Genomic DNA, 21,027 nt, shown 5'->3' with positions numbered 1-21,027 from the left:
GTCAACTAGGAACCCATTGGTGATCCGGCGCGAATTCCCGCGCACGGGCGAAGTTTACGACAGGCCCGCGTACGGCGCGGACCCCCAAATCTTCCAATATTCTTTGCGTGGCTGAATCTGGCACGTCATCGGCGTAGACCGCCATGTCCAGCGTCGCGGCGGTCGCCATGACGGTGGCCGCCAAGTGTTGGCTGCCGGGGCTATGGAGCAGGCCAGTGATAAATCCGCCGCACAGCTTCAGGTAGGACACGGGAAACTCATGCAGCCGTTCCATGGCGCCAAATTGTTGTGATAACCGCGACACACCGATGCGCGCGCCCGCAGCCGTGACGATGTCGCACAACTGGCGCAGATCGGCGGCTTGCTCTACCAGGCCCGCGGCGTCCACCTCAATGATCAGGCGCGACGTCAGGGTGGGCCGGTCAGCCAGCATGCGTTGCAGCCGGGCGAAAAACGAGGTGTGCGCCAATGATGCCGTGGATATGGGCACCGTCAACGCGTCGACGTGCGTAAACAGCCAGTCTAGTCCCAGCCGGACGGCCTGTATGTCGCATTCCGCCGATAGTCCCAGACGGACGGCGGGTGGCATGAAGATCGAGGCGGGGACGGGATCGGCGCCGCTAATGTCATGTAGCGTCAAGCTGGCCTCTTGGTGCAGCAGGGCCCCAGACAAGTCATGCAAAGGCTGCACCGTAAGCGAAAACCGATGCTGTTCCAGGGCGGTGACTAAAGCGTCGTGCCAGCTGTATTCACCGATGCGTGTGCTGTCGGGCGCCTGGCTGGCGGGGGCAATCTGATCATCGTCGGCGCTTTCCGCGCACATTAGGGCATGGTCCAGGCGAGCCAGCGTATCGCTCATATTGTCGCCCGGAGCAAAGGCGGCCATGGCCAGCGCCCAGCGGCACCAGCCATGTTTTTCCACCGGCACGCGTAGCGAACGCAGCTCACGGCGCACCCGCTCGGCCAACAGACTGGCTTGCGGCGCCGAGGTGCGGGGCATCAGCAAAGCAAAGTCTGACCCGCTGATGCGGGCGATTTGCGCGTCAGGTCCGCCAAATTCCGCGATCAGTTTGCGCAGCCTGTCTGACGAGGAGCGTAGCCATTGATCCGTGAAAGCTCGAGACAGATGCCGGTTGATCTGGGCAAGATCGCGCTGCCGGAACATAAGAATGTGGCCGCCAGCTTCGGCTGTCTTGTCCGTCAACGCCAGCCTGAATTGATCGACGAAGTGCTTGCGATTGGACAGCCGGGTGACGGGGTCCCGATAAATTTCACTTTGCAGCGATTCAATCTTGGCGTTTTGTTCTTCGACCGTGGCGGCAACGCGGCGTTGCGCATCAACCAATGCTTGGTCGACACCCGCCAGCTCACAAGAACCGGCCGGTGCCGCGATACTGCCAGGGGCCAGGGCCCGCACGCGTTCACAAATATCTCGCGACGTTCGCGCTTCAATCCAGCGGACCAGATTCAAAGAGAACAGCGCCCAAAAGACACCTGCGGCCAGCACCAGGCCCAGAACACGTACACCGCCTTGCCATAGCGTGTCGCTAGCCAGCCGGGAGTCCGCCTGCACCGTGACAGTTCCTTGGCCGTGTCCACTTGGCTGCTTGAATGTGCGCGACACCGTAGGCGCTTGAACGCTGAACCAGTCGCTGTCGCGGGCCGCTGCCGCTGGTTCTTTGCGCAGCTCGATACCGGGCGCGCCGTCACCGTCCGAGACTCGCACCAGCGCATACAGCCCCTGGCCGAACAGGTCCTGCACCAGCGTTTTCCTTTCACTGGCGTCGCCCTGCGTATGGGATAGGGCCCACGCCAGCGCACTGGCGCCGCCTTCACTTTGTTGGGTCAGTTGGGTGTTCAGATAGCGATGAGCGGCAAGCATCCCCAGCGCCTGGGCGCCTAGCAGGATGAAGCCGATCAGGAGGGCAGTGCAGAAAAGTAACCGGCGTAATGTCGACATGAGAATGGAATTCCCTTCCTGGCGAGTGCGGCTGCCCACGTGGACGATTGCCAGACTGCCGGTTAAAGGGGACACCAGGCAGCGAACGTGCCCGATGGGAAAAAACCGGGATAAGAAACGTGACACACGTTACTGATGCCTCGTTGGCGCCGCTTACACTTTAATTCGGCATGTCAGAGAGGGTACAGAATATTACGAAATTTGCCGCAATTTCAGACAACCTATGCAATTATTTCGATCGTGATAATTGGCCGGGTGATAACTATTGAGACACGGTGTATTAATTTTTGGGCATTGGCTGTCGTAGTAAGGACAAGGCATGGCTCAAAGGACCGGCCAGCGAACGCTATCCAAGGACCGACATGACCATCCACGAGCAACCAGCAAGCCTGCGGAATGCAAGGAAAAGAGGCTTTTGGCCTCTGAAGTGTGGCGTTTTTTTGCGAAAATAATGCATAATTTAAAAAATGTTACAGCCCTTGGGTTCCTTCATGGACCGCAACGCCAAGGGATTCCACATAGGGGGCTCCGTGCGTGAGAGTTACCTGCTCGCACTGTGCCTGACACTCGCGGGCGCACTTGCGGCGATAAGTTTGCTTTTCGTACGCAGGGAACGCGTTTTGCGACACCGGCTGACGCGCGATGAATTGACCGGCGTCCTGAGCCAGCAGGAGCTGCATCGCCGCGCGCGCGTCTGGCTGGCCAAAACCCAGGGGGCCGCGCACCGTGGCGCCTTCTTCCTGGTCAGTTTTGAGCAGTACGCCGAGATTAGCGCCATGCTGCGCGCCGGGGAAGATCAAGCTCTGCTCGTCATGGTGGCCAATCGTTTGAGCCTCATCGCGCGCACCCTGGGCGGCTTGGTGGCACGTACTGGCACCGATACGTTCACGGTCTGTGTTCCAGAGGTCGACGAGCTGGGTGCGGCGCAAGTGTCCGCTAAATTGTTGGAAGACTTGAGCGCACCGTACGAATTAGGGGGCCGTCCCCTTATTGCCGTATTCCGGGTGGGCGCTGCGTTGTATCCCGGCCACGGCCGCACGGTGGAAGAGCTGCAACGCTGTGTTCAGGTGGCCTTGGTGCCCCTGAAAGAGCGGGGTGGTCCCGGCTGGAATCTCTTTGATTTCAGGCTGTTGGCGCAACACCGGGATCAGCAAGGTCTGGAAAACGATTTACGGTTGGCGTTGACGACGCCCGCCATGGAGCAGTTCGAACTGTATTACCAGCCGGTTTGCGACAGCGCGACGGGCGTCGTGCAGGGATGCGAGGCGCTGCTGCGCTGGCATCACCCCAAACTGGGCAGCGTTTCACCTGCCGTGACCATTGAATTGGCTGAGCGTAGCGGCCTGATCGTGCCGCTGGGCGCATGGATTCTGGAACGCGCATGCTCGCAAGCGGCGCTGTGGCCAACGGCATGGCGGGTGCATGTGAATCTGTCCGTTAAACAGATGAACGAGGATGGGCTGGTTCAATTGGTGTCCGACGTGCTTGCCGCCACCAAGTTGGCGCCGCGCAAGCTGGTGCTGGAGATCACGGAATCCATCTTCATCCTGCACTACGAACGGCACATCAAGATATTGAACACGTTGCGGGCGCAAGGTATCGGTGTGGCGCTGGACGATTTCGGCTGCGGCTATTCCAGTCTGAACCACTTGCGCCACCTGCCCATTGATTGGGTCAAGATTGATCGCAGCTTCATTTCGGCGCTGGAATCCGACGCAGGCAGCCGCGAAGTTGTTTCGGCCCTGTTCGGCCTGTGCCAGGCGATGCGGCTGCCCGTGGTGGCCGAAGGTGTCGAAACCGAAGGCCAGCGAGAAATCCTGAAGGCGCTGGGATGCCGAGTGATGCAAGGCTTTTTGCTCGGACGACCGGCGCCAGCCGCTGAAATCCAGGCTTTGGCGTCGGCGGTGTCATAATCTGGGTTGCTCGCAAACCCGACCTGTTGACTCCCTATGCCCGGCAATACCCTAGGTACTCTCTTTACCGTCACGAATTTCGGCGAATCCCACGGGCCAGCCATTGGTTGCGTCGTGGATGGCTGTCCGCCCGGACTGAGCCTGGACGCCTCCGATATCCAGCTTGAGTTGGACCGCCGCCGTCCCGGAACCTCGCGCCACGTTACGCAGCGCCAGGAAGCGGATCAGGTCGAAATCCTGTCAGGCGTGTATGAAGGGGTCACTACGGGCACACCGATCAGCCTGCTGATCCGCAACACCGATGCCCGCAGCAAGGATTACACCAATATTGCCGATACCTTCCGGCCCGGCCATGCCGATTATGCGTACTGGCGCAAGTTCGGCGTGCGCGATCCGCGCGGCGGAGGCCGTTCGTCGGCGCGCCTGACGGCGCCTACCGTGGCGGCAGGGGCCATTGCCAAGAAATGGCTGGCCGAGCAGTACGGTGTGAAGGTCCGCGGCTACATGAGCCAGCTGGGTCCTGTCGCGATTCCGTTCGTATCGTGGGAAGAAGTTCCCAACAATCCGTTCTACGCCCCGAATGCAGACGTCGTCCCCGAGCTGGAAGCCTATATGGACCAGTTGCGCCGCGACGGCGACTCTGTCGGCGCGCGTATCGAGGTCGTGGCCGAGAACCTGCCGGCAGGCTGGGGTGAACCCATCTACGATCGGCTGGATGCCGATATCGCGCACGTGATGATGGGCTTGAACGCCGTCAAGGGTGTGTCGATTGGCGCTGGCTTTGATTGCATTGCGCAGCGGGGCTCTGAACATGGGGACGAGATCACGCCCGATGGTTTTCTGACCAACCACGCTGGCGGCGTCCTGGGCGGTATTTCCACCGGTCAACCTATCACGGTGTCGCTGGCTATCAAGCCCACTTCCAGCATTCGTGTTGAACGCCGCTCGGTCAATCGCGAAAATGAGCCGGTCATGGTGCAAACGCTGGGCCGTCATGATCCTTGCGTGGGTATCCGCGCGACGCCCATTGCTGAAGCCATGCTTGCACTGGTGCTGATCGACCACGCCTTGCGTCATCGCGGGCAATGCGGCGATACGCGCTGATGCCCTGGCACACTTGCCATCGCCCGCAGGAGGCCAACATGAACCGTAAACGTTATCTGCTTCGCTACTCGGGCGCGGCTTTATTGCTGGCCGCCGTGGCCGGCTGCACCGGCATGAACACCACGCAGTCCGGCGCTATCGGCGTCAACCGGACGCAATACATGTCCAGCCTGGTGCCCTCTCAGGCACTGGAGCAAGAAGCAAGCCAGCAGTACACGGACATTCTCAAGCAGGCGCAGGCCAAGGGTCTGTTGGACCGCGACGCGCAGCAACTGGCGCGCGTGCGCGCCATTTCTCAGCGCCTGATTGCGCAAGCGGGAGTATTTCGTCCCGACGCGACAGGCTGGAAATGGGAAGTGCATGTGCTGTCCAGCGACGAGATCAACGCTTGGTGCATGCCGGGCGGCAAGATCGCCGTCTATACGGGTCTGATCGGCAAGATCAAACCCACCGATGATGAGCTGGCGGCGGTGCTGGGCCACGAAATCGCCCATGCGCTGCGTGAGCATGCGCGTGAACGTGTGTCGCAACAGATGGCGACCAATCTGGGCTTGTCGGTGTTGTCGATGGCCACTGGCTCCACCGCGGCGTCCGACCTGGGCGGTCAACTCACGAGCGTGATGTTCACTCTGCCCAACAGCCGTACGCACGAGACTGAAGCGGATCGTATGGGTGTGGAACTGGCGGCGCGGGCTGGCTTTGATCCGCGCGCTGCCGTCACGCTATGGCAAAAAATGGGCGCAGCCGATCAGGGCAATGCACCACCCGAAATCCTCTCCACGCACCCGTCGGCCGCTTCGCGCATCAGCGATCTGCAAGCGGCTGCGCAGCAGGTGTTGCCGCTGTATCAACAGGCGAAAAAGTAAAACCTGGATTGGTATTCCCCACGAAAAAGCCGCCTGAACAGGCGGCTTTTTCGTGGGCGTGGTTCAGGCTTTGCCTGAGACCGGTTTCACGCCAGGACCCCGCATGATGCTGATACCCAGGCCGCTCAGGATGCGCTGCGTTTCAGCATCTGGCACATCTTCGGCATAGACCGCGATGTTCAGCGCCCGGGCCGTTTCCAGCACCGAAGCCGTTAATTGCTGGCTGCCCGGGCTTTGCGACATCCCACCAACAAAACCGCCGCCCAGTTTCACGTAAGACAAGGGCAGGGTGTGCAGTTGGGCCACCGCGCCGAACTGCTGGGCCAAGCGGCGTACCCCGATACGGGCGCCGAATTCCGAAACAACGCGGGCCAGGGTGGCGATTTGCTCATGGCATTCCACCAGCCCGTGCGCGTCAATTTCCAGGAACAAGCGAGACGCTAGTGCGCGGCGTTCCGTCAGCAGCAAGGCCAACTGGCGAAAGAACTTCTGGCCGCGCAACGAGGGCAGGGCGACCCGCACCGCCAACTCGCCTTCGTGGGACGCCAGCCAATCCAGGCCCAGACTTACGGACTCCAGATCGCAATTGGCCACCAAATCCAGCCGCACCGCCGGCGGGATGAACAGTGTGGCGGGGATGGGCACCTGATCGGGGGCAGTGCGCAACATCAACATTGCCTCGGTACGGACGGTGCTGCCGTCAGCGGCCAGCAGCGGTTCCATGGCCAATTCAAACTGGCGCTTGTCCAACGCAGTCAGGATCGCGTCCTTCCAGGCGCGCTCTCCGGACTCCGAGGGGGATTGCATGTCGGTCGCGCCCGCGATCACGACCTGGTCGTTGTTGGCGCTTTCGGCGCGCATCAGACCAAAATCCAGACGAGCCAGCACCGGGCCGGCCTGATTCCCATGGCTGTAATCAGTCATGGCTTGCGCCCAGCGGCACAAATGGCCTTCACCGACAGGAATGCGAGAGGCGTGCAGGTCTGCGCGCAATTGTTCCGCAAGCATCATCGCCTGGGGAGCGGCGCAGCCGGGTAGCAGCAGTGCAAAATCAGATCCATTCAGGCGCGCGAGCAAGGGAGCAGCCACGTGCATGCTCTTGAGAGTGCCTTGAATGCGCTCGCACGCAGCGCGCAGCCATTGGTCGATGAACTCTCGAGGCATGTGGCGGTTCAGGTCGGCCAGGTCTCGCTGGCGGAACACCAGCACATGGCCGCCGTCGATGGCCGGCTGGTGCTTACCCGCGCCGGTTGCGCTGGCCGGCGTTTCCAGGGCGCGCCGGAATTCGTTGACGAAGTATTTGCGGTTCGGCAACCGGGTCACCGGATCTTGATTCAGCTCCAGTTCCAACGATTCGATCTTGGCATTTTGTTCTTCGACACTGGCGTACACGCGTTCGCGCGTCTGATTCAGCGCCTGAACCACACCGGATAGTTCAGGCACACGGGCCTCGACCTGTTCAGGCGGGGTGTCCTGGCCGATGCTGCGGACATGGTCGCTGATTTCTCGCAGCAGACGGTTTTTGATCCAGCCCACCAGCACGAAGGCGAACACGGCCCACAGAATGCCAGCGCCCACCACCAAGGCAATCATCTTCAGGCTGCTTGCCCACAAGGCTTCCCAAGCATAGGCATCGTTTGCGACCAAGGTGACTTCGCCGATCTGGCGCCAGCCGTCACTGACCGCATGGGTGGCCGATTGCGCATCCAGCGGCGCCAATTTCTGGAACCAGCGGGGGACTGACGTTTCCGCTGCCGTGGCCTTGCGTTCGATCAGCACCTTGCCTTCAGGGTCGCTCAAACGCACGAGCGAAAAATGGCCGCCGTCAAACAGCGCCGACACCAACAGCTCTTGCAGCACGGGATCGTTGTTGGCCGGTTGCGACAGCGTGAGCGCCAGGGAGACGGCGGCATCGGTGCTCTGCACCGTTAACTGGCCCGACAGGTATTCGCGCGCCGAATTGACGCTAAGCGCCAGCGTGCCCAGCAGAATGACGCCGATCGCAAGGGTAACGCTGAGCAGTAGCTGTCGAAGTATGGACATAGTCTTGTTTCCGGCGTTCAGGGGCGTATGCCTTCCCGTTCCATGCGTTGAAGTAGATCACGCCAGCGGCTCAGGCGGTCAACCGGTGCGGCGGGCTTGCCGTCCACGTAGACGCCGTCGGCGTTAAAGCTGAACACCGGCGTCAGATCACGACGCTGCGTGGCGGGCAGGATGGTTGAGATCAGGCTGTCCAGCACCAGCGGTACTGCGTTTGGTGTTTCGTAATAGCCCAGCACCATGTGGGCGACCTGGCTGCTGCTGGCCGGTCCGCCGATGCGCGCGCGGACATAGATGAAACGCAGCTTGTTGGAGGGCACGCCTTGCGCCAGCAGCGTGAAGTACTTGCCGATGACGTAGTCTTCGCAATCGCCTGCGCCTTTGCCCAGTGATTCTAGCGGGGTGGCCCAATAGTCAGCCTGCCCCCAGATGGTCTGGTCTTCGCCCGAAAGCAGGGCGCGGTTCCAGAAGTCGTTCACCTGGGTCAACTTATCTCTTTCTAGCGCGGCGGGCGGGTTGCGCAAGAACTGCAACCAGCTGGCCACCGACTTTGCGCCCTTGGCGCCATAGCGGCTGGCCGACAGGCTTTGCAGCCGGTCAGCATTTACCTCTAGAGCGGAACTACCGCTCCAGACGCAAGCCAGGCATAGCAAAACCAATCGGCACAGGTTCAGCGGACCGCGGAAACGGTGAGTCGATGGCATGAAACGGATTTTCACATTTTTCCGGCCCTCGCAGACGTGCGAGGAGGAAAAATTGCAGCTGCCGAGGGCAAAGCCATCTTTGGCATTGCCCTCGGGTCTAACGCCTTAGCTGTGGTCGACGTTCAACTTACCCTTTTGCAGCAGGTCATTAATGATGGCCTGGTTGCTGAGTGCGCCGTTGTTCGTCAAGTCCACGTTTTCCAGCACGATCTTCTGGTCGGCACCTTGGCCGATCTGGCCCTTGGTGTTGATGTCGATAACCGTGTTGTTGCCATCCTTGTGGATGTTCAGGTACTGCGTCAGCGTGCCGTCCTTTTCGCCGATCAGCAGATCCTTCAGATCCAGGACATCGCCGCCATTGGCAATCGTGGCATTGGAGAAGTCCTTGATCGTGTCGACGGCCGGGGCAGCGGTCGTGCCCTGGTCGTTCAACTCCCACTTGAACGTATCGCTGCCAGCGCCGCCAATCAGCGTGTCATTGCCCTTGCCGCCGATCAGCGTGTCGTTGCCCGAGCCGCCATCCAGCACGTCGTTGCCAGCGCCACCATGCAGGTAGTCATCGCCGGAACCGCCGTACAGAATGTCGTTGCCGTCATCGCCGTACAGGGTGTCGTTGCCGCCCTGGCCGTAGATGATGTCATCGCCCGTGCCGCCGTGGATGGTGTCATTGCCACCACGAGGATCGTCCGGCAGGTTGAACTGCGCGTGGTTGGCCTTCAGGTAGTCGTAGACCTCTGTTGCCGTCGCGGCATGACCATTCTGGTAAGCCAGGAAGTCTTGCAGCGCCTTCAGGCCTTGGCCATCGTGCGAACCAGCGGCGACGGAACCCCAGGCGAGGTGATCGGTATTGATCGTGTCGCCAAAGATGATGTCGTTGCCGGCGCCGCCGTTGATGACGTCGTTGCCCACCACGGCCGGGTCGGTGCTGGAGCTGCCGCCTTGCAGGGCCGCGGCCAAGTCCGAGCCCTTCAGCACAATGTCCACCTGGCCAGACGGAGACGCAACGACCTGGCTGGCGCTGTAGGCGGCCAGGGTGATGTCGTCGATGTAGGCTGTGGCGTTGCGGGAGTTGCTGGTGTTGTCCACCACTTCGTAGACAAGACGATAGCTGCCCGACGGCATCAACTGAGACGTGATGGTGGTGCCGTTGCTATAGCCGGAAGTGGTGGTTCCCCCGTCCACGCTGACCCATGTCTTGGTCACGGAGTCGTAGCGTTGGAGCGTCCACGTGAACTGGTCCCCGGACGAGAAAGTCGCCGTTTGCACCCAGAAGCTCACCTTGCCGTAGCTGGCAATTGTGATGGCTGACGAGCTGGTGGCCGTGGTGCTGGTTCCGCCCACCGTATCCACAATCTGCATGACGCCACTGGTCTTGGTCACGGAGCCTGTCAGAACACCTGTCCCCGTGGTGGCCCAGTTGCTCATGTTGTTCAGGCCATCCGACCTGCTGCCAAAGGAGGCCAGCGTCGAGTCGCTGCTGGAACCGAACGCGTTGTAGCTCGTACCACCGCCGCCCGTGTTGTCGAACAGGCGCAGGTAGTTTTCGTTTACACCGTTGCCAATCCCGATACCGTGGACCGTGCTGACCTTCGAAAGCGGGTCAAAGGCGTTAACCGATTCCTGCAACGTGGTGACGTTCGTCGAGTTCCCGGTGCCGGCCAGATCGCCGTTTTTGTCGTAGTAGAACGTGGGGTCACCGTCGGTCAAGAAGAAGGTCACGTTTTCGTAACCCGCTGCGGCGGTCTTGCCAGCCGCAGTCTGGGCGTTGAACCACGCGACGGCGGAGTTGAAAGCGGCTTCGTAGTTGGTGCCGCCGTCCGCAGACAATTTGCCGATGGCATCGGTCAATTGCTTGACGTTGGTTTGCGTCAGGTTTTGCAACGTCAGGTTTTGGCCTGCGTTATCGGCGAAACCAATCAGCGTTACGTTGACCGTGCCGTCATGACCCGCCAGTTGCGAAGCAAGCGATTTCAGCGCGTCTATCACCAGCTTCATGCGCGAATTGGCGTAGCTGACACCCGTGCTGCCATCCAGCCCGTACGCCATACTGCCCGACGTATCCACAACCAGGGCAATGTTGTAGTTCTTGCCCGGCTCCACCGTGACGACCGTGCCGCCCTTGTCGCCCAAGATGATGTCGTCGCCAGAGCCACCATTGAGCGGCGGCGTAATACCCGTGCCGCTGCCAACGTTTTCGCCTGTCACGATATTGTTCGTGTTCAGGACGAAGTTGTACGTGCCGGACGTGTTCTGACCGCCGTGGTCAGTGCCGCCGTTGTCGCGCACCTGGAAGCCGATCGAGGTATCCAGGCCATTGGCGGACGGGGTGAATACCAGCTTGCCAGCAGCAATATCCGCTGCCGAGACGGCCGTGTTCAAGCCCACCGGGTTGCCGTTGAGCGTCAGCGTGCCATCCGTCGGCAGGCGCGAGATGATCACGCTTTGCAGCGTGTTGCCCTCGGCGCCGTCGTTGAAGGCGAACTCGCTCAGCGTGAATACATGGCTGGTGCCCACTTCAACGTTGGCCGAGTTGTCCGCCGAGACGGGCGCGTCGTTGGTGCCGATGACCGAGACGGTAATCGGTTGAACCGTCACGCCGTCACCGGCAGTCACGTTGAACGTTTCCGTCAGCAACGCGCCTGCGGGCAGGTTTTGCACCACCGCCAGGCTGTTGTTCAGGGAGTAGGTCCAGTTGCCGTTCGCATCGATCGAGAACGTGCCGTACTTGCCGACCACGTTGGTCTGAGCGGCCACGCCGCTCTGGCCCACGTCGGCGTCCACGACATTCAGCTTGCCGTTGACGGTCAGCGCGTAGTCCTCGGTTACCGAACCGCTAGTCTGGCCGGTGATCACAGGGGCGTCGTTGGTGCCGGTAATGGTGATGGTGATGGGCTGTTGCGCCGTACCGCCGTTGCCGTCGTTGACGGTCACGATGATGGTGTCGGTGACTTGCTGGCCTTCCTTCAGACCTTGCACGTTGGCGCTGGCGTTATCCAGTGTGTAAGTCCACTTGCCGGATGCGTCGACGGTCAAGGTGCCATAGATGCCCTTGCCGCTGTTGTTGACGGTCCAGGTGTGGGTGTCATTGACATCCACATCGGTCTTGGTCAACTGGCCCGTGGCCTTCAGTGTGCCGTCTTCCTTGACTGCTCCCGTCGCCAATCCAGAGATGGTCGGAACGTCGTTGGTACCGTTGACGGTGATCACGACTGTGCTGGTCGTGCCGTCGGCGGTGGTGACGGTGTAGCTTTCGGTCAGTTTTTCAGTGGCGCCCAGTTGCTGAACGACGGGCAGGGTGTTGTCCAGCTTGAACGTCCAGTTGCCGTTGGCATCGATGGAGAACTTGCCGTACTTGCCTGCAATGTCAGTCTGCGCCTGGAACTTGGCCTCGCCCACATCGGCATCGGTCACGTTCAGCTTGCCCGCGGCGGTGTAGATCTCGTCTTCCTTGACGGAGCCTGCATCGCTGCCCGGGGTGGCGGGAGTGATGATCGCTTTGTCGTTGGTGCCAGTGATGGTGACCGTGATGGGCTGCTGCGCCGTGCCGCCATGGCCGTCGTCGACGGTCACGATGAGGGTGTCGGTGACTTGCTGGCCTTCCTTCAGGCCTTGCACATTGGCGTTGGCGTTATCCAGTGTGTAGGTCCACTTGCCGGATGCATCGACCGTGAAGGTGCCGTAGACGCCCTTGCCGCTGTTGTTGACGGTCCAGGTGTGGGTGTCGTTGACATCCACATCGGTCTTGGTCAACTGGCCCGTGGCCTTCAGTGTGCCGTCTTCCTTGACTGCTCCCGTCGCCAAGCCAGCGATTGTCGGAACGTCGTTGGTACCGTTGACGGTGATCACGACCGTGCTGGTCGTGCCGTCGGCGGTGGTGACGGTGTAGCTTTCGGTCAGTTTTTCAGTGGCGCCCAGTTGCTGAACGACGGGCAGGGTGTTGTCCAGCTTGAACGTCCAGTTGCCGTTGGCATCGATGGAGAACTTGCCGTACTTGCCTGCAATGTCAGTCTGCGGCTGGAACTTGGCCTCGCCCACATCGGCGTCGGTCACGTTCAGCTTGCCCGCGGCGGTATAGATCTCGTCTTCCTTGACGGAGCCTGCATCGCTGCCCGGGGTGGCGGGAGTGATGATCGCTTTGTCGTTGGTGCCAGTGATGGTGACCGTGATGGGTTGCTGCGCCGTGCCGCCATGGCCGTCGTCGACGGTCACGATGAGGGTGTCGGTGACTTGCTGACCTTCCTTCAGGCCCTGGACGCTAGCACTGCCGTTGTTCAGCGTGTAGGTCCACTTGCCGTTCGTGTCGACCGTGAAGGTGCCGTAAAGGCCGACGCCCTTATTGCTGACGGACCAGGTGTGCGTATCGGTCGTGTCGATATCGGTCTTGGTCAGTTGGCCGGTGGCGGTCAGCGTGCCATCTTCCTTCACTGCACCAGTTGCGGTGCCAGCGATGGTCGGAGCGTCGTTAGCGCCGGTGATCGTGATGGTGATCTGCTGCGTGGTCTTGCCACCGTGGCCGTCATCGACCGTCACCGTAATGCTGTCGGTCGCGGTTTGACCCGCGGCCAACGATTGCACCTTGGCGCTGTCGTTGTCCAGGTTGTAGGTCCACTTGCCGTTCGCGTCGACAGAGAAGGAGCCGTACTGGCCCTTGCCTTCGTTGCTGACGGTCCAGGTGTGGGTGTCAGTCGTGTCGACGTCGTTGGCCGTCAGTTGGCCCGTCGCCGTCTTCGTGCCGTCTTCCGTCACGGCGCCCGTTGCAGTACCGGTGATCGTCGGAGCGTCGTTGGCACCGGTGATCGTGATCGTGATCTGCTGGGTGGTCTTACCGCCGTGGCCATCATCGACCGTCACCGTGATGCGGTCGGTCGCGGTTTGACCCGCGGCCAACGATTGCACCTTGGCGCTGTCGTTGTCCAGGTTGTAGGTCCACTTGCCGTTCGCATCGACGGAGAAGGAACCGTACTGGCCCTTGCCTTCGTTGCTGACAGTCCAGGTGTGGGTGTCGGTTGTGTCGACGTCGTTGGCGGTCAGTTGACCCGTCGCCGTCTTCGTGCCGTCTTCCGTCACGGCGCCCGTTGCAGTACCGGTGATCGTCGGAGCGTCGTTAGCGCCGGTGATCGTGATCGTGATCTGCTGGGTGGTCTTACCGCCGTGGCCATCATCGACCGTCACCGTGATGCGGTCGGTCGCGGTTTGACCCGCGGCCAGCGATTGCACCTTGGCGCTGTCGTTGTCCAGGTTGTAGGTCCACTTGCCGTTCGCGTCGACAGAGAAGGAGCCGTACTGGCCCTTGCCTTCGTTGCTGACGGTCCAGGTGTGGGTATCAGTCGTGTCAACGTCGTTGGCCGTCAGTTGGCCCGTCGCCGTCTTCGTGCCGTCTTCCGTCACGGCGCCCGTTGCAGTACCGGTGATCGTCGGAGCGTCGTTGGCACCGGTGATCGTGATCGTGATCTGCTGGGTGGTCTTACCGCCGTGGCCATCATCGACCGTCACCGTGATGCGGTCGGTCGCGGTTTGACCCGCGGCCAGCGATTGCACCTTGGCGCTGTCGTTGTCCAGGTTGTAGGTCCACTTGCCGTTCGCATCGACGGAGAAGGAACCGTACTGGCCCTTGCCTTCGTTGCTGACGGTCCACGTGTGGGTATCGGTCGTGTCGACGTCGTTGGCGGTCAGTTGACCCGTCGCCGTCTTCGTGCCGTCTTCCGTCACGGCGCCCGTTGCAGTACCGGTGATCGTCGGAGCGTCGTTGGCACCGGTGATCGTGATCGTGATCTGCTGGGTGGTCTTACCGCCGTGGCCATCATCGACCGTCACCGTGATGCGGTCGGTCGCGGTTTGACCCGCGGCCAGCGATTGCACCTTGGCGCTGTCGTTGTCCAGGTTGTAGGTCCACTTGCCGTTCGCATCGACGGAGAAGGAACCGTACTGGCCCTTGCCTTCGTTGCTGACGGTCCACGTGTGGGTATCGGTCGTGTCGACGTCGTTGGCGGTCAGTTGACCCGTCGCCGTCTTCGTGCCGTCTTCCGTCACGGCGCCCGTTGCGGCACCGGTGATCGTCGGGGCATCGTTGGCGCCGGTGATTGTGATCGTAATCTGCTGGGTGTTCTTACCGCCGTGGCCATCATCGACCGTCACCGTGATGCGGTCGGTCGCGGTTTGGCCCGCGGCCAACGATTGCACCTTGGCGCTGTCGTTGTCCAGGTTGTAGGTCCACTTGCCGTTCGCGTCGACGGAGAAGGAGCCGTACTGGCCCTTGCCTTCGTTGCTGACGGTCCAGGTGTGGGTGTCAGTCGTGTCGACATCATTGGCTTTGAGTTGGCCAGAGATTTCCGTGATGTCATCTTCAACTACTGCGCCCGTAGCAGCACCCGTTATGGTCGGGATGTCGTTGGTGCCTTCGATGGTGACGGTAACAGTGCCCGTAGTGCCATCAGCGGTGGTGACAGTGAACTTCTCGGTCAGAGTTTGACCGACACCCAGAGCCTGAACCGCCGGATCAGTGTTGGTCAGGTTGTAGGTCCACTTGCCATTCTCGTCGATCGAGAACGTGCCATGCTGGCCGGCCGTACCGGTCTGCGGGCGGAACACGGCTTCGCCGACGTCCGGATCGGTCACATTCAGTTTGCCGCCGGTCGAGTAGATCTCATCTTCCCGGACCAAGCCCGCATCGCTGCCCGGCGTTGCCGGCGTGATGATGGCGCCGTCGTCTGTGCCGTTGATGGTGACCGTGACTTCTTGCGTCGTGACGCCGCCGTGACCGTCATCCACCGTGACGGTGAATTTCTCGGTAGCAGTTTCGCCAGTCTTCAAAGCCTTGACGTCGGGGTTGTTGTTGTCCAGGTGGTAGGTCCACTTACCGGTGTTGTCCACCGAGAAGCTGCCAAAGCTGCCCTTGCCATTGTTGCCGACCGACCAAGTGTGCGTGTCGGACGTGTCCACGTCTGTCTTCGTCAGTTGGCCGCTGGTGCTGAGAGCGGTGCTCTCGGTAACGTCGCCGGTGGCGACACCGGAGATGACGGGCTTGTCATTGGTGCCGTCGATCGTGACCACGATCTGAGCGGTCGTGCCATCGATGGTGGTGACCGTGATCGTCTCGGTCAGGTGTTCGCCAACCGCCAGGGCTTGCACCTTGGGGTCGTCGTTGTTCAGGTGGTACGTCCAGGTGCCGTCCTTGCCGATGGAGAACGTACCGTGGTCGCCAACTTGGCTGGTGATAGGCTTGAACTCGGCTTCGCCGGTGTCCTTGTCGGTCACGTCCAGCTTGCCGCCGGTGCTGAGGGTGGCGTCTTCCTTGACCGTACCCTTGTCGCCATCCGGAGTGCCCGGGGTGACGATGGCGCCGTCGTTGGTGCCGTTGATCGTGACCGTAACTTCTTGCGTGACCACGCCGCCGTTGCCGTCGTCAACCGTAACGGTGAAGGTTTCGGTCAGCGTCTTGCCTTCGCCCAGGGCCTGAACCTTGGGATCGTCGTTGTTCAGCGTGTAGGTCCACTTGCCGGTGTTGTCCACCGAGAACGTGCCGTGCTCGCCATTGCCGCCGTTGTTGACCGTCCAGGTGTGGGTGTCGTTCACATCCACATCGGTCTGGCTCAGTTGGCCGCTGGTCGTCAGGTCGCCGTCTTCCTTGACCGAACCGGTGGCTTCACCGGTGACAACCGGCTTGTCGTTGGTGCCGTTGACCGTCACCGTGACTTCTTGCGTGACCACGCCGCCGTTGCCGTCGTCGACGGTGACCGTGAACTTCTCGGTCAGCGACTCGTTGGCGCCCAGGGCCTGGACCTTGGGATCGTCATTGTTCAGCGTGTAGGTCCACTTGCCGGTGCTGTCGACCGAGAACGTGCCGTGTGCACCGTTGCCGCCATTGTTGACGGACCAGGTGTGGGTGTCGGTCGTGTCGACATCGGTCTGGCTCAGTTGGCCGGTGGCCGTCAGTTCGCCGTCTTCCTTGACCGAGCCTGCGGCTTCGCCGGAGATGACCGGCTTGTCATTGGTGCCTTCGATCGTGACCACGATCTGAGCGGTCGTGCCATCGATGGTGGTGACCGTGATCGTCTCGGTCAGGTGTTCGCCAACCGCCAGGGCTTGCACCTTGGGGTCGTCGTTGTTCAGGTGGTACGTCCAGGTGCCGTCCTTGCCGATGGAGAACGTGCCGTGGTCGCCAACTTGGCTGGTGATGGGCTTGAACTCGGCTTCGCCGGTGTCCTTGTCGGTCACGTCCAGCTTGCCGCCGGTGCTGAGGGTGCCGTCTTCCTTGACCGTGCCCTTGTCGCCGTCCGGAGTACCCGGGGTGACGATGGCGCCGTCGTTGGTGCCGTTGATCGTGACCGTGACTTCTTGCGTGACCACGCCGCCGTTGCCGTCGTCAACCGTAACGGTGAAGGTCTCGGTCAGCGTCTTGCCTTCGCCCAGGGCCTGAACCTTGGGATCGTCGTTGTTCAGCGTGTAGGTCCACTTGCCGGTGTTGTCCACCGAGAACGTGCCGTGCTCGCCATTGCCGCCGTTGTTGACCGTCCAGGTGTGGGTGTCGTTCACATCCACATCGGTCTGGCTCAGTTGGCCGCTGGTCGTCAGGTCGCCGTCTTCCTTGACCGAACCGGTGGCTTCGCCGGTGACAACCGGCTTGTCGTTGGTGCCGTTGACCGTCACCGTGACTTCTTGCGTGACCACGCCGCCGTTGCCGTCGTCGACGGTGACCGTGAACTTCTCGGTCAGCGACTCGTTGGCGCCCAGGGCCTGGACCTTGGGATCGTCATTGTTCAGCGTGTAGGTCCACTTGCCGGTGCTGTCGACCGAGAACGTGCCATGTGCACCGTTGCCGCCATTGTTGACGGACCAGGTGTGGGTGTCGGTCGTGTCGACATCGGTCTGGCTCAGTTGGCCGGTGGCCGTCAGTTCGCCGTCTTCCTTGACCGAGCCTGCGGCTTCGCCGGAGATGACGGGCTTGTCATTGGTGCCTTCGATCGTGACCACGATCTGAGCGGTCGTGCCATCGATGGTGGTGACCGTGATCGTCTCGGTCAGGTGTTCGCCAACCGCCAGGGCTTGCACCTTGGGGTCGTCGTTGTTCAGGTGGTACGTCCAGGTGCCGTCCTTGCCGATGGAGAACGTACCGTGGTCGCCAACTTGGCTGGTGATGGGCTTGAACTCGGCTTCGCCGGTGTCCTTGTCGGTCACGTCCAGCTTGCCGCCGGTGCTGAGGGTGCCGTCTTCCTTGACCGTGCCCTTGTCGCCGTCCGGAGTACCCGGGGTGACGATGGCGCCGTCGTTGGTGCCGTTGATCGTGACCGTGACTTCTTGCGTGACCACGCCGCCGTTGCCGTCGTCAACCGTAACGGTGAAGGTCTCGGTCAGCGTCTTGCCTTCGCCCAGGGCCTGAACCTTGGGATCGTCGTTGTTCAGCGTGTAGGTCCACTTGCCGGTGTTGTCCACCGAGAACGTGCCGTGCTCGCCATTGCCGCCGTTGTTGACCGTCCAGGTGTGGGTGTCGTTCACATCCACATCGGTCTGGCTCAGTTGGCCGCTGGTCGTCAGGTCGCCGTCTTCCTTGACCGAACCGGTGGCTTCGCCGGTGACAACCGGCTTGTCGTTGGTGCCGTTGACCGTCACCGTGACTTCTTGCGTGACCACGCCGCCGTTGCCGTCGTCGACGGTGACCGTGAACTTCTCGGTCAGCGACTCGTTGGCGCCCAAGGCTTGGACCTTGGGATCGTCATTGTTCAGCGTGTAGGTCCACTTGCCGGTGCTGTCGACCGAGAACGTGCCGTGTGCACCGTTGCCGCCATTGTTGACGGACCAGGTGTGGGTGTCGGTCGTGTCGACATCGGTCTGGCTCAGTTGGCCGGTGGCCGTCAGTTCGCCGTCTTCCTTGACCGAGCCTGCGGCTTCGCCGGAGATGACGGGCTTGTCATTGGTGCCTTCGATCGTGACCACGATCTGAGCGGTCGTGCCATCGATGGTCGTGACCGTGATCGTCTCGGTCAGGTGTTCGCCAACCGCCAGGGCTTGCACCTTGGGGTCGTCGTTGTTCAGGTGGTACGTCCAGGTGCCGTCCTTGCCGATGGAGAACGTGCCGTGGTCGCCAACTTGGCTGGTGATGGGCTTGAACTCGGCTTCGCCGGTGTCCTTGTCGGTCACGTCCAGCTTGCCGCCGGTGCTGAGGGTGCCGTCTTCCTTGACCGTGCCCTTGTCGCCGTCCGGAGTACCCGGGGTGACGATGGCGCCGTCGTTGGTGCCGTTGATCGTGACCGTAACTTCTTGCGTGACAACGCCGCCGTTGCCGTCGTCAACCGTAACGGTGAAGGTCTCAGTCAGCGTCTTGCCTTCGCCCAGGGCCTGAACCTTGGGATCGTCGTTGTTCAGCGTGTAGGTCCACTTGCCGGTGTTGTCGACCGAGAACGTGCCGTGTTCGCCGTTGCCGCCGTTGTTGACCGTCCAGGTGTGGGTGTCGTTCACATCCACATCGGTCTGGCTCAGTTGGCCGCTGGTCGTCAGGTCGCCGTCTTCCTTGACCGAACCGGTGGCTTCGCCGGTGACAACCGGCTTGTCGTTGGTGCCGTTGACCGTCACCGTGACTTCTTGCGTGACCACGCCGCCGTTGCCGTCGTCGACGGTGACCGTGAACTTCTCGGTCAGCGACTCGTTGGCGCCCAGGGCCTGGACCTTGGGATCGTCATTGTTCAGCGTGTAGGTCCACTTGCCGGTGCTATCCACCGAGAACGTGCCGTGTGCACCGTTGCCGCCATTGTTGACGGACCAGGTGTGGGTGTCGGTCGTGTCGACATCGGTCTGGCTCAGTTGGCCGGTGGCCGTCAGTTCGCCGTCTTCCTTGACCGAGCCTGCGGCTTCGCCGGAGATGACGGGATCATCGTTGGTGCCGTTGATGGTGACCGTGACGACTTGGGTGGCGGTGCCGCCATGGCCGTCATCAACCGTGACGGTGAACGTCTCGGTCAAGGTTTCGCCGACGGCCAGGGCTTGCACTGCCGGATTGCCGTTGGTCAGGTTATACGTCCAGGTGCCGTCGGCGCCGACCGTCAACTTGCCGTATTGGCCATTGCCGCTTTCGTTCACGGACCAGGTGTGGGTGTCGCTCGTGTCAATGTCCGACACGTTCAGCTTGCCAGTGGCAACCAGCGCGTCGTCTTCCGTCACGGCGCCAGCAGCGATGCCGCTCAGCGTCGGAACGTCGTTGGTGCCTTGAATCGTGACAATGACAGTGCCGGTCGTGCCGTCTGCCGTCGTGACCGTAAACCGTTCGGTCAGGGTCTCGCCAACGGCCAACGCTTGCACGCGCGGATCGTTGTTGTTCAGGTTGTAGACCCATGCGCCGCTGGAGTCGAGCGAGAACGTGCCGTGTTGGCCGGCTTGGCCGGATTGCACGACGAAGAACGACTGGCCGTCGTCCACGTCAGTGACGTTCAGTTTGCCGTTCGCGGTGAACGTAGTGTCTTCCTTGACCGTGCCCTTGTCATCATCCGCGTTGGCGGGAGTGATGATGGCGGCGTCATTCACGCCGACGACCGTCACTTCGACAGTAGCGGTGGACGTCGCGCCGCTGGGGTCGGTGACGGTGTAGGAAATTGTGGTGGTGGCGGTCTGGCCTTCCGGCAGATGCTGGAAGCCCGTGCCAGGCGTGAACACGTAGCTGCCATCCGGCAGGACGGTGAAGGTGCCGCCATTGGAACCGGTGACGCTGACGCCGCCGGGGGTCATCGGACGGCCGCTGACGGAAACAATCGCCAGGGGATCGCCATCGGGATCCGAGTCGTTGCTCAACAGGTTGCCGCGCACGGGTGTGTTCTGGTCGCCGCGTCCAGTGTCGTTCAGTGCGCTAGGCGCATTGTTGGTGACTGCCGGGGTGTCGGCGGCGCCGCCATCGGTCAAGCCGGCACCCGACACACGGGGCAAGGTGTCATCGCCGCGGCTGGGATTGGGGTAGGCCAGATCCAGCGGGGACGTGCTTTCCAGAATGCGGGCCAGGCGGACAAAGCTGCTGCCGCCGGCATCGCCGCCGCCAGCCACTACGGCAGCGGTGGGGTCCAATTCATCAAACGGGTCGCGGCCGGCTTGCAGCGCGGCCAACAGGCGGTCAGAGTCGGTGCCGGAGGGCGGAGCTACAGCCGCTTCAGACGGGTCGGCCAGCGGGCCGCCCATATCGCCATTGACGGCTACTTCACGGCTTTCGCCGATGACGATCGGCATGCCATTTTCGACCTGAAGCGAAACTGTGGCGCCCGAGGCAGTGACGATGTCGCTGCCAGCGGGAACTTTGCTGCCTTGATGCAGTTCGGTCAGGGAACCGTCGCTATTGCGTATCCAAGCGCGACCGGAGATTTCGTTGACGACTGCGGGAGAAGAGTTGGCCATGTGGGTTCCGTTTCAGGGAGTTATCCAAGATGGCCAAATACTAGAGGGCTCCGCCGGAGCGGGATATTGTCCTC

At 61.7% G+C, this 21,027-nt stretch carries 7 protein-coding genes; 3 read left to right on the top strand and 4 right to left on the bottom strand.

Annotated elements, in window-relative coordinates:
- Position 1: 1 nt before the first annotated feature.
- A complete protein-coding gene (locus tag RAS12_RS11705; protein ID WP_306948565.1) occupies positions 2 to 1,960 on the bottom strand; it encodes a bifunctional diguanylate cyclase/phosphodiesterase in 1,959 nt (652 codons plus the stop codon).
- A gap of 530 nt (positions 1,961 to 2,490) precedes the next feature.
- Between RAS12_RS11705 and RAS12_RS11700 the strand changes: the two genes are divergently transcribed.
- Genes RAS12_RS11700 through RAS12_RS11690 form a run of 3 tightly spaced genes read left to right on the top strand, consistent with a single transcriptional unit; the run spans position 2,491 to position 5,843 of the window.
- Positions 2,491 to 3,873, top strand: a complete 1,383-nt coding sequence (locus RAS12_RS11700; protein ID WP_306951423.1) for a putative bifunctional diguanylate cyclase/phosphodiesterase — start codon at positions 2,491 to 2,493, stop codon at positions 3,871 to 3,873.
- A gap of 36 nt (positions 3,874 to 3,909) precedes the next feature.
- Positions 3,910 to 4,977: a chorismate synthase gene (gene aroC / locus RAS12_RS11695; RefSeq protein WP_306948563.1), complete on the top strand. Its 1,068-nt coding sequence runs from the start codon at positions 3,910 to 3,912 to the stop codon at positions 4,975 to 4,977.
- Between the two features lie 38 nt (positions 4,978 to 5,015).
- Complete coding sequence (locus RAS12_RS11690; protein ID WP_306948561.1) at positions 5,016 to 5,843, top strand: M48 family metallopeptidase; 828 nt, start codon at positions 5,016 to 5,018, stop codon at positions 5,841 to 5,843.
- 63 nt (positions 5,844 to 5,906) lie between these two features.
- Here the strand turns inward: RAS12_RS11690 and RAS12_RS11685 are convergent, their stop codons facing one another.
- The 3 genes from RAS12_RS11685 to RAS12_RS11675 form a co-directional block, all read right to left on the bottom strand.
- Positions 5,907 to 7,886 (bottom strand): bifunctional diguanylate cyclase/phosphodiesterase, encoded by a 1,980-nt coding sequence (locus tag RAS12_RS11685; RefSeq protein WP_306948559.1) that lies wholly within the window; start codon positions 7,884 to 7,886, stop codon positions 5,907 to 5,909.
- A gap of 17 nt (positions 7,887 to 7,903) precedes the next feature.
- Positions 7,904 to 8,587, bottom strand: a complete 684-nt coding sequence (locus RAS12_RS11680; protein WP_306948557.1) for a transglutaminase-like cysteine peptidase — start codon at positions 8,585 to 8,587, stop codon at positions 7,904 to 7,906.
- 105 nt (positions 8,588 to 8,692) lie between these two features.
- Positions 8,693 to 20,953: a retention module-containing protein gene (locus RAS12_RS11675; RefSeq protein WP_306948555.1), complete on the bottom strand. Its 12,261-nt coding sequence runs from the start codon at positions 20,951 to 20,953 to the stop codon at positions 8,693 to 8,695.
- Positions 20,954 to 21,027: the final 74 nt, after the last annotated feature.

Source organism: Achromobacter seleniivolatilans (assembly GCF_030864005.1).
Lineage (GTDB): Bacteria > Pseudomonadota > Gammaproteobacteria > Burkholderiales > Burkholderiaceae_B > Achromobacter > Achromobacter seleniivolatilans.
The sequence above is the reverse complement of the archived record's forward strand: the minus strand, read 5'-3'. Positions and strand labels throughout refer to the sequence as shown.